The sequence below is a fragment of the Anabaena sp. WFMT genome (assembly GCF_051781005.1).
Taxonomy (GTDB): Bacteria; Cyanobacteriota; Cyanobacteriia; order Cyanobacteriales; family Nostocaceae; genus Anabaena.
In genome coordinates this window covers 515,295-524,539 of the sequence record NZ_JBPWOA010000006.1, presented here as the reverse complement: position 1 = coordinate 524,539, position 9,245 = coordinate 515,295, and the positions used below count along the sequence as shown (strand labels likewise).

At 40.8% G+C, this 9,245-nt stretch carries 5 protein-coding genes and 1 pseudogene; 2 read left to right on the top strand and 4 right to left on the bottom strand.

The window, feature by feature from the left end; all coding sequences use genetic code 11:
* Positions 1–262, bottom strand: a pseudogene (locus ACSQ6I_RS07025) (polyamine ABC transporter substrate-binding protein); the annotation flags it as partial.
* Between the two features lie 443 nt (positions 263–705).
* Between ACSQ6I_RS07025 and ACSQ6I_RS07020 the strand changes: the two are divergent.
* A complete protein-coding gene (locus ACSQ6I_RS07020; protein ID WP_438889650.1) occupies positions 706–1,080 on the top strand; it encodes a hypothetical protein in 375 nt (124 codons plus the stop codon).
* On the opposite strand, the gene cobT is transcribed toward ACSQ6I_RS07020, so the two are convergent.
* The 3 genes from cobT to ACSQ6I_RS07005 form a co-directional block, all read right to left on the bottom strand.
* Positions 1,057–2,187, bottom strand: coding sequence for a nicotinate mononucleotide-dependent phosphoribosyltransferase CobT (cobT, locus tag ACSQ6I_RS07015; protein ID WP_438889649.1), 1,131 nt, complete (start codon positions 2,185–2,187; stop codon positions 1,057–1,059). The two genes, ACSQ6I_RS07020 and cobT, sit on opposite strands and share 24 nt — an antisense overlap.
* A gap of 112 nt (positions 2,188–2,299) precedes the next feature.
* The gene (locus tag ACSQ6I_RS07010) at positions 2,300–3,034 is read right to left on the bottom strand and encodes a DUF2232 domain-containing protein (protein ID WP_438889648.1); all 735 of its coding nucleotides are present in this window, start codon (positions 3,032–3,034) and stop codon (positions 2,300–2,302) included.
* Between the two features lie 14 nt (positions 3,035–3,048).
* The gene (locus ACSQ6I_RS07005; protein WP_015213746.1) at positions 3,049–3,747 is read right to left on the bottom strand and encodes a Crp/Fnr family transcriptional regulator; all 699 of its coding nucleotides are present in this window, start codon (positions 3,745–3,747) and stop codon (positions 3,049–3,051) included.
* A 415-nt stretch (positions 3,748–4,162) separates the two neighbouring features.
* Here ACSQ6I_RS07005 and ACSQ6I_RS07000 point away from each other — a divergent pair, with 415 nt between their 5' ends.
* A complete protein-coding gene (locus ACSQ6I_RS07000) occupies positions 4,163–8,791 on the top strand; it encodes a hypothetical protein (protein WP_438889647.1) in 4,629 nt (1,542 codons plus the stop codon).
* Positions 8,792–9,245 lie beyond the last annotated feature (454 nt).

Here is a 9,245-nt window from a genome sequence, read left to right as displayed (position 1 = left end):
GCTTCCATACCTCTTGATTATCAGTTTTTGGTTGCTGCCAAGTTTGTAATTTCTGAAATAGATCATAAATCTGATCAATGGGTACAAATTTTGATTTTACCTCTGGCTGCAAACTTTTGTGAAACTGATTAACCACCTGAGGAGGGATAGAACCTTTTAACAGCTGTACATTGAGTTGTATCTGGTTTTTACCAGTACACCCAATTAGGAGTTGGGAAACTGCGAATCCGCTTGTACCCACCAAAAAAGACCGTCGATCCATTGATTTTTTACTTTTGGACTATAATTGACTTCTCTAAATAATTTTTTTATTTGATTTTTGAGCAAATTGCGCCGCAATTTCCTAATTTTAGACATTGGGGATAGATTGTCAAGGTAATACTATCTAAAATTGCGATTCATACTCTCAATCCTCGATTAACTTGAATTCAATCATCTCTAATTAACAATCTTGATAGAATATAAATAAATCCTAAAGAACTAACCAATTTTTAGCATAGTTTATGTCAATAAAAGCAAAATATTTAACTTTTTTGCAAAAAATCGTGAGTAACACTGATGATGTTTGTTGAATTGTATGTATAAATGATAATTTAGTGAGCAAACTACTCAAAAAATATGAAAGATTAAATAAATCATAAATATTTTTAACATTGGAAGTAAATTGAATAACATAGAGAAACTATTTTGTGATCAAGGTATTAAATGGAGCCATTACAAAAACAAATACTGACTCTGAGCGAAAAGGTAGACGCTATCTATCAGGTGATTGAAAACCTTGACAGGAAACTATCTCAGGGTTTGTCTGATTGCTTTTTAGAGCAAAAACAGCCAAAAGACAATTATCTAGAAAATCATGAAGTTGAACATTACAAGTTTAGAGGGCGGAGCAGTTGGAATGCTGATTTAGAGCATAAGGATGTATTGATAGATGGTATTTATCCAGATATGAATCCCCAAGCTGGAGACAAGCAAATAACACCAGAAATTCAAATCCAAAGACTGACAGCGCAATTAACAGCAGCTTATAATCGCATTGCGGCGCTGGAAGAGCAACTACTGCGAGAGCGAATTCACTAATTGGTCAAGTTGGGCTTCAATGGCTGCTAAAAGTTGTTCTTGCTGCCAATTTTGATTCAGATAGGCAGCGATACAAGCGGCTCCAGCACCAACACCTTCTTTGACAAAACCCTGCTCATAAGCTCGGAGTTGGGGGTAACGAGAATCAGCAAAACTTAACTGTGTAGCCAACAGGGGAGGAGTTTCTTTGCCCCAATTAATGCTATTTTTGCCTAAACTGAGGGCTAAATCAACGGTAGCCCCAGTAGGATCTTCTGCTACCCAACGAGTCGTACCAACGACTATAGCCTCTGGTTGCCAAGATAAAGAGTAAGATTGAGCGATCGCTTGAGCCAGAGCATAAACAGCCAGCATTTGTGTACCACCAGCTAATAGAACTCCACAACGACGACTAGCTGCGATCGCCATCCCAGCTACCACCACTTGCATAGGATCGCCCACCGCTGCTACAAGCGCAAGAGGATCAATAGGATTTTGATTTTTAACTTTCTCTAAACCGGCTTGCACCACAGCCAACTTTTGCTCATGGTTACAAACAGGATGACTACTGTTAACTTTACCTACAGCATCAATCCCTAAACCAGTTAAAATTGCCAACGCAGTCGTAGTCCCACCCACAACGCACTCACTTAAAATTAGATAACTCTGGGAAATATTAGCACTCAGTTGAGAACCCCAACGTAAACCCTGTGCCAACAAATGTTTCACCGTCGCTATTTCCATAGCTACACCTGTACTTAAACACCTAGCACTCGTACCACCCAAATCAATAATTGGCACAGCCGGAACCTGTGGTAAACCCGCATTAAATAAATAAACTGGTAACTTCAACCCAGCCACTACAGCACGGGAAATCAGCACAGGAGAAGCCCCAGCAGTCAAAGGTGGTAGGGGATACTTAGGCTGATGTGCAGCACCATAATACAAAAACTCAGCATCAGCACAAGCCGTATACTGTCGATCTTCTGGAGTCAAACCAGCCGCCGAAATACCAGGTAGCAAAGCAGTTTCTGTAAAACCTAAAACACAAGCAAACACGGGTAAACTACCACGATAACTTTTTAACCATGCTTCACCCTGTTCAATTTGTGTATAAATCTTAATCATAGTCAAAGGGAACAGGGAATAGGGAACAGGGAAAACGCATTTACCCCATAAATTCACGAGACTTGAAGCGGCTTGATTCAGTTATCACTTGCTAATAGCCAATGACCAATGACTAACCCTCATAATCCATCAACACTTGTACCCAACGAGGGGGACGGGGGATAGGATTTCCCAAACGATCTAAAAGTAACCATGCGGACAAATGTACCACAAACAAATAAATCAAATTGTTAAATGCAACTAAAAGCACCGCACCCACTTGGATAAAAAATACACTCGGAGTCGCCAATATTTCCAACTTCAGGAAAATCCATTCAATGATTTCTGTCACCTGGTTAATCACATAAACCCACAGGTCTTCACCAGATAATACCGACAGCAACCACAAGCGGAAAAACACACCCAACGTACCCAACAACATACCTAAAGTAATCGAGACAATCCAGGGTACACGACGATGCCACGTCGCCCCCAATAGGACACCCATCAAAGCAAAGGGCATCACAAATAACATACTACGAACTGGACCCATTAGCACAGCTAACAGTAAGCCAGAAGTCACAGCAGCCATCCATGCAGCACGTTTACCCCAGCGTAAGTAAACCAGAGCGATGGGAACAGGAAAAAATATTCGTAACACTGGACCCAAGGGAAAATAGAAATTAATAAACCAAATCAAACTAGCAGTACTAGCTAAAAATGCTGTTTCTACCATCCTCAAAGGTGCATCAACCTGAAGTTGGGGGCGTTTCAACTGCTTTTGTTGATCTAACTGATTATTGGGGGTTGGTGATACAGGAGATGGAGTTTCCTCCGGTTCATCTGGCAGAGAATCTAAAATATTCATAACTGAACAAGGTGTTAAATAATCATTTTTTCCAAAGCTGACACATCGGGGATACACATAACATCTTGCTCCCGTACAATCAAGCCTTTTTTTTCCAGCCTTGTCAATACACGTGTCACTGTTTCCCGCGCCAGACCACTTAAACTACTCAATTCCCGGTGAGGTAAATTAGGAATTTCCGTGCCTGTCTGTCCTCGTTTTCCTTGTCCTTCTGCCAAAAATAGCAAGGTATCTGCCACCCGCGATTGACTATCCGATTCTCGCAGGCGTAATCGCCGATTTACTTGCCGTAAACGTCTTGCCATTAATTGCGCCAATCTGAGTCCCGCCAAGGGTTCTGTTTGCAACAACTTAACAAAATCTTGAGCAGGCATACTCCCAATCATTGTTTGAGTAAGAGTAATAACATCAGTAGAACGGGGAACTTCATCTAGCGCCGCCATTTCTCCAAATAATTCTCCATGCCCAATAATATTTAGTGTTACCTCTTTTCCTTCCAAATTGTAGGTACGGATTTTTACCCACCCATCTACAATAAAATACACAGAACCACCCCAGTCATTTTCTAGCAAAATTACTTGATTGGCAGGGTGGGTACGGGTAACAAGATGGGAGAGGGCTGTTTCCACAATAGATTCAGGCAACCCTTCAAAAAAGGGCGCTGAAGTGATCCAGTTATGAGCGGATGTCTGCAAGCTATATCGATCTTCCATTAGGACATATTTATTAAAGCTGCTATCAACTGAACAAGCAAGATCGTGTTTTAAGTCCAAGCTATAAAATTACAGCCGCTTTTTAAAGGGGAAACTAAACTATGTTACACAAGAAAACGACCAGATAATTTTTTCTCAGCAATCTTTATTTTCTCTTAGTGTTTGCTCATTACGGACACATGATTTATTCTTAAGTTCAAAGTATAACATTAAGGATGAATTCTACACTTAACAAAGTCCAAAATTGGGTGACCTGCCTGAAAAGGGAGCAAACCCTGAGGATCAAGTTGCATCTCCCAGTAATTCATAACATAATTGCCCTCAGAAGTCTGAGCAATAACTTTTGCCACTGAGAACTTCTGTAATCGTAAATACCATAAAAATCAAAGTACATTTCTAGATAAGGTAATTTAACGTGACTTCCCGTGCAGATGAAATTCACAAACTGATTGCAGACATTGACAACTTACTGTCTAACAGTGGCAATCGTCTATCTAAACTGCTGTCTGGTCAGGGACAAGAAGACAAAGACGTTTTACAACGAGTGCGAGACTTTCTTGTGAAACTCGACGAAAGTGAGGAATCAGAAGAAAGCAGCGCCCCCAACCAGTCTGAGACTCCACCGCTATCATCTTTGTTGACACGGTTTGTGGAGCAGGAGCAGAACCAATCAGCCTCACATTCCTTTCAATCACAACAAGAACAAAGTAATTTTACAGCAGGACAATTCAAAGATGAAATTTCGTTTTTGCTTCAGCCCTTACAAGCAGAATTATCAGGACTGTTGGAAGAAAGAGCTACTCTTGTCAAGGAGATTAGGCAGCTAGAGCAAAAGCGACTGCAAAACTATTCGTTAACACAGCAGTTAGCGAACCAAGAGCAGATAATTTCCGAATTTTTGCAAGTGCTAATCAGTCGGTTAGTGCCAAATTTATTACCACATTTGACACGAACTTTGCCTACTTCTCCCGGTTTGTTAACAGGTGAACAGAAGCAAGAAGCATTAAATTCTGCTATGCAACCTGTTTTGGGTTCAGGGGAGGAGACAGATCGATTAGCTACTCTGGCAAGGGAGTTAGATCAACGCTTGCTATCACTAGATGGAACTGTCAATGTTGTCTTTGGCTCACTAGAGCGCAACATCACCACCTATCATCAGTCTCTATCCCAAGCGCTGGCAAAAATGCACAGTCAGGGAATCCAAGGTGAACAGTTGATGGCGAATTTTCTGAATAATTTGACTCAGCATTTACAACAACAATCTCCAGATGCTCAATCTTTTCTGTTTGGGGTAGATACTCAAACAGTACTATCATCACCATCGTTAGACATACAGCCAGCGTCTTATAGTGCTGAGGAATTAATTCAGGATATTGCTGTTGAGACAGAAGAATCTCCCGCTGAGGAGAATCTGGATAGAGTGCTGTCAGAACTTATCGCAGATGATTTACCAGCTTCAGTTACTGCGACTTTTAATGTCCCCAATGAATTACAACCAGAGGGTGCTGTTGAAGAAGAACTAATCCAGGATATTGCTGTTGAGACAGAAGAATCTCCCGCTGAGGAGAATCTGGATAGAGTGCTGTCAGAACTTATCGCAGATGATTTACCAGCTTCAGTTACTGCGACTTTTAATGTCCCCAATGAATTACAACCAGAGGGTGCTGTTGAAGAAGAACTAATCCAGGATATTGCTGTTGAGACAGAAGAATCTCCCGCTGAGGAGAATCTGGATAGAGTGCTGTCAGAACTTATCGCAGATGATTTACCCGCTTCAGTTACTGCGACTTTTAATGTCCCTGATGAATTACAACCAGAGAGTGCTGTTGAAGAAGAACTAATCCAGGATATTGCTGCTGAGACAGAAGAATCTCCCGCTGAGGAGAATCTGGATAGAGTGCTGTCAGAACTTATCGCAGATGATTTACCCGCTTCAGTTACTGCGACTTTTAATGTCCCCAATGAATTACAACCAGAGGGTGCTGATGATGTAGATCAACTTTATGCAAGTTTGTTTGGTGGTGAAGAGACTCCCAAACCAACAGATGCGATTATTTTACCTATGGTAACAACAGGTGAGGTATCTACTTCAGAAACTGATTCTCCATTAGCATCTGAGTTTGCCGATAGTATATCCCTATCTCCAATTATTCAGGAGCAACAAGAGGATGAGTTGGTGTTGCCAGAAGATGAGATATCTACTTCAGAAATTGATTCTCTCTTAGAATCTGAGTTTGTCGATAGTATATCCCCATCTCCAATTATTCAGGAGCAACAGGAGGAGGAGTTGGTGTTGTCAGATCCTGTTGAGCAACAAGATTTAAATCTTTTATCAGAGAGTTCTGGTACTGTCGTAGAACCAACAGAGCAACTATCTGAGTTATGGGGAGAATCATTATTAGCAGAGGAAACGCAGCCACAGGTAGAATTTGCCAGTATTTCTAAAGCACTCGAATCTCAGCCAGATAGTAGTGATACAATCACCGTCCTGACTGACTTATTGGTTGATGCCAGCAGTGACGAACAACTTCCATCTATTGATGCTCCAGAAACGATAGTAGAAGAGACTCCCATCATTTCTTCTGCTGGGGAGGACAAAGATTTAGTAGCCACTTATATTTCTGCTTCACCACAGGAAAATTTACTGTATTTAGAAAATACGGAAACGGAAGGTGTGCCAGATATTGTTTTGGATGCAGTTCAGTTGCAGCAATTGGATCAAGATTTAGCTAATTTTAATTGGCAGTTAAATTCTGACTCGGAACAGACAACAAATTCAGAAAGTTTGCAAAATTCATTTTCAGAAAGTTTGCAAAATTCGTTGGATGATAGTCAGTACCTGCTAAGTACAGGTTGGCCGATAGCGGAATCTCCTGGCAGTGAAGCAACAGAGAATATACCAATAGTGGCAGTTTCTAATCTAGCTATTCCCCAAGCTGAATTAGATTTGAGCCAGAATACTGAAAAAAAAAAGGAAGGTACTATTTCGGAACCCAAAGATGCTTTGTTTGTCAGTGACATTTTGAGTGATGATTCTCAGGCGAGTATCAATGATCTAGAAGCCGTTTGGTATTTAGGTATTGATTTGGGAACAACGGGAATTTCTGCGGCGCTGTTAAATCATTCCAGGTTGGTTGTTTATCCAATTTACTGGTCAGCAGAAACCCAATTAGGCGAAACTGCTTTTGAGCAATCATTTCGTTTACCGGCAGAGGTTTATCTACCTACGGCGAGTATTCCTCACTCAGAGGCTGAAAGTGCGGAAACTGGGGTGGCACAGGCACAAATATCAGATCATGTGGCTCAAAATTCTACTGGCTCTCGATCTACGTCAGAACTACAACAACATCTTTATTCTGCCCATTTAAAGCCTTATTTACACGTGGCTATTCCCTATAAAAATACGCAACAGAAATGGGAACCAGTATTGCAATTAAATGAATTTTCTGCGGGGCCTTTGATTTGGGTGGTGCGATCGCTCTCTAAACTACTATTAACTCTCAAGTCGGCTCAAGCTAGTACTACTCCAGCTTTAATTGCTCATGCTGTGGGTATAGATACAGAAACTTTTGCTGACATCATTAATAAAGTTACGGGTATTATCTGTACTTGTCCATCTAGTTGGTCAGAACAATATCGCTTTAATGTGAGAGAAGCCATACTCACAAGTAAGCTCGTATCCCATCCCCAACAAATATTTTTTGTTGAAGAAGCGATCGCTAGTTTACTCCCAGAACTTGATTCTGCCAATAATTTAAAATCAGTCCAATTAAATGAAAATCAGGGTTTGCGTCCTTTAAAAACTAGTGAAAATCCTATGCAGGGTAACACCCTAGCACTGAATATTGGCGCAACTGCCACAGAAATGGCATTAGTCGATTTACCCACAGACTTGAGCCAATTAACATACAGAGATTTCATGCTCCACAGTTTTGCCTATGCTGGTAAAGCCATTGAGCAAGATATCATCTGTCAGTTACTACTACCACCAAAATCGCGCCAACCCCGTGGGCAAATACAAGTTGATGGCAACACCTCTACTGGTCATCCCTCTCTGCGAGAAATTCCTGGTTTAGACCAAATACAGTGGTCTAGTTTGAGTTGGGAAGGCTTAGAACTACCACGAGTTGGGGAACCAGATATTTCTGCCCGTATCCGCTTCCAGCAAAGGTTAGAGAGTTCTTTGCTAGGACAAGCTTTATTAGATACTGCCTTGAGTCTGAAGCTGATTTTGCAGCACCAAGAATCTTTTACCCTAGAATTAGCCGACCAATGTTGGATATTGCAGCGAAGAGATTTAGAAAGCCAAGTTTTTGTACCTTATGTGCGTCGTCTCAACCGTGAACTCAATAAATTATTAGTAGCTCGTGGTATCCCCACAGAAGCTATTAACCAAGCAATTCTCTCTGGTGGAGTTGCTTCTATTGGTACAGTCAACCGTTGGTTAAGACAAAAACTTCCTAACGCTAAAATTACTCAAGATTTATATCTGGGCGAAAATGGCGCTCCTAATTGCAGTCGAGTTGCCTATGGTTTGGCTACGTTACCTCTGCATCCCCAGGTTTTAGAAATACCCAGGCAACAGTATACAGATTATTTCTTGTTTGCTGAATTGCTCAGACTTTTACCTGATAGCGTGCCGGAGGCATCAGCCATACGTTCTCTATCCTTTGGTGAAATTCTGCAATTATTTGAGAGTCGTGGCATTAATACTCGTATTTGTCAACAGCGGCTACTGGCTTTTTTAGAAGGTGAATTACCTGCGGGTATCATTCCTTTTATTAAGAAGGAAGATGCATCAGATGTTAGTCCCACACCTTTAAACTCTCTGTGGTTGACAAAAAGCTCCCAGGAAAATCCTGATTATCAAGCGATCGCATCCGCACCACTTTTTGAAAAACAAGGTAATCTCTCTTATCGTCCTAATTCTCAACAACTTCTGTTTCTGCGTCGCTATCTAGATGCTATCAAAGCTAGTACTCTGCAATCACTAGATGAACCACATACAGTTAATTTTTCTTTATTAAGAAATCCTGTTCATTAATATTGCAGAAAAACTTCCTCCAAAAGGAATAGATAAGAGTAGACCTAGTAATATTTACGGAAATATGAACTGAATCTTCATTAATCATGCCCACTTTAGAGTAGAAACACTGCCTACTCAAGAGTGGGTTTCTATTTCAATACCGCTCGGTAAAGGGGAAGAAAAACCTTTACGCTTTACCCGTTAACCTTTTCCTAAACAAGCTCACAACTTCCAGTCTGTTAACCGAGTGAGTATAGCAGGTGACAGTGCTAAAAGCCTTTTGGTGTCTAAGTTGTATCATCGTTTAATGTCCTAATCGCCTTGTCCACCGCTATATTACTGGTATCTATTATTACATTTAGTTTTTAACTTGTTTACACAAAAAACATCAAAAATTTAAAATCCCTTGGCTAAATTAAAAGATTGTATGAACTTCTCTGATTTTGCTTTCTCTAGCATAAAACATTACCTA

Excerpts from the sequence above, each read along its gene's own strand:
- ACSQ6I_RS07020 (WP_438889650.1), top strand. The coding sequence starts at position 706 with ATGGAGCCATTACAAAAACAAATACTGACTCTGAGCGAAAAGGTAGAC.
- cobT (WP_438889649.1), bottom strand. The coding sequence starts at position 2,187 with ATGATTAAGATTTATACACAAATTGAACAGGGTGAAGCATGGTTAAAA.
- ACSQ6I_RS07010 (WP_438889648.1), bottom strand. The coding sequence starts at position 3,034 with ATGAATATTTTAGATTCTCTGCCAGATGAACCGGAGGAAACTCCATCT.
- ACSQ6I_RS07005 (WP_015213746.1), bottom strand. The coding sequence starts at position 3,747 with ATGGAAGATCGATATAGCTTGCAGACATCCGCTCATAACTGGATCACT.